This window comes from Sulfuricurvum sp., assembly GCF_019163035.1.
In the GTDB taxonomy this organism is placed as follows: Bacteria; Campylobacterota; Campylobacteria; order Campylobacterales; family Sulfurimonadaceae; genus Sulfuricurvum.
Window position 1 is genome coordinate 1 of the sequence record NZ_JAFLKV010000088.1, and the last position, 1660, is coordinate 1660.

Here is a 1660-nt window from a genome sequence, read left to right on the forward strand (position 1 = left end):
AGCATTTCGGAGTGGGTGACGATGACGACCGAACCCTCGAACCGCTTCAGCGCATTGCAGAGCGAATCGATCGATTGCATATCGAGGTGGTTGGTCGGCTCATCGAGAAAGAGGAGGTTTGCGGGGGTCGCGATGATTTTCCCCAGCATAACGCGGCTGCGCTCCCCCCCTGAGAGGATAGAGATCTTTTTGTCGGCATCGTCACCGCTGAACATCATCGTTCCGCAGATTCCACGGATACGGACGTTTTGCAACGTATTGTCGGCGCTTTGGATCTCTTCGGTGATGGTTCGGTTTTTATCCAGTCGGTCGATGTTGGTCTGACCGAAGTGGGCGATGGCGGTGGAGGGGTGGGAAATGATCTCACCGTTCGGTTTCAAAACTCCCGCGAGGGTGTTGAGAAGGGTCGATTTCCCTTTGCCGTTTTTCCCGATGATGGCGAGGCACTTTTTCGCCTCCAACGCAAACGAGAGCTTTTGGAACAGCAGTTCATCGCTAGTGTAACCGAAGGATAGCTCTTTTACCTGCATAATCACTTTGGCAGGGGTAGGGCGATAAGAGAAGGAAAAGGATAAATCCTTCTCCCCCTCCAGTGACTCCATGATGCCCATTTTATCCAACTCTTTTTGTTTCGATTGAGCGAGGGTTGCGGTGGAAGCGCGGGCTTTGTTGCGGGCGACGAAATCCTCTAACTCGGCACGCTTCTTATCGTGATTAATTTTGGTTTTCTCATACAGCTCGTCTTCACTTGCCATCATCTCATAATATTTGTGGCTGTTCCCTTTGATGATACTGACACAGCGGCGGCGCAACCCCATCGTATGGGTTGTGACTGAGTCCATGAAATCGCGATCATGGGTGATGAGGATCACTTCCCCTTCGAACGCCCTGATGAACGAAGCGAGCCAGCGGAGAGAGACAATGTCGAGATAGTTGGTCGGCTCATCAAGTAAGAGGAGGTTTGGTTCGGTGACGAGGAGTTTGACGAGGTTGAGGCGGATTTGATACCCTCCTGAGAAACTGAGGGGGTCTTTCTCCAAATCGTCCTGTGTGAATCCCAGACCGAAAAGGATTTTCTCTACACGATAGACCTCATGTTCCATATCTCCGGTGAGAACCGATGCACACTCTTCGCGCACCGTTTTATGGGTAAAATGGAGGTGTTGGCGCAGTGTACCAATACGATAATTTTTCGGGATGATGATCTCTCCCGAATCGTGAGGCTCTTCATCGAGGATGATTTTAAAGAGGGTCGATTTTCCCGTTCCGTTGCGTCCTACGAATCCGACTTTGTTTCCGGCGTTTAGTTTGAGGGAGAGGTTTTCAAACAGGACACGTGTCCCGTAGCTTTTAGTGAGGTTGTTGATTTGGATCATACGGTTGAATTACTCTTCGATTTTGTGAGGGAGTTTGCCGGGCATCGCCTCTTTGTTGGCGAGCATATCTTCCATTTGACGTTTTACTTTATCATAACGAAATTGCTCTTTGAATCCTTGGATCCGTCCGCCTGCCGCGTTGGGATGTCCGCCGCCACCGACCCATTCTCCCGCCATCATCGCCACATCCACTTTATCATGTCCGCGCAGACTCATCGTCCCGCGTGTTCCGACATCGACGATGAAATCAAAATCGGGAAACTCGGTTAAAAAGCCGTTTCCGA

Annotated in this window: 1 protein-coding gene and 1 pseudogene; both read right to left on the reverse strand. The window is 50.7% G+C overall.

Translation table 11 applies throughout. The annotated features are described in order from the left end of the window. Positions 1 to 1376 (reverse strand): ABC-F family ATP-binding cassette domain-containing protein (locus JZU62_RS06540; RefSeq protein WP_295013091.1); only part of this gene is annotated, 1376 nt, incomplete at its 3' end. 9 nt (positions 1377 to 1385) lie between these two features. After that, positions 1386 to 1660 (reverse strand): annotated as a pseudogene (locus tag JZU62_RS06545) (phosphoesterase); the annotation flags it as partial.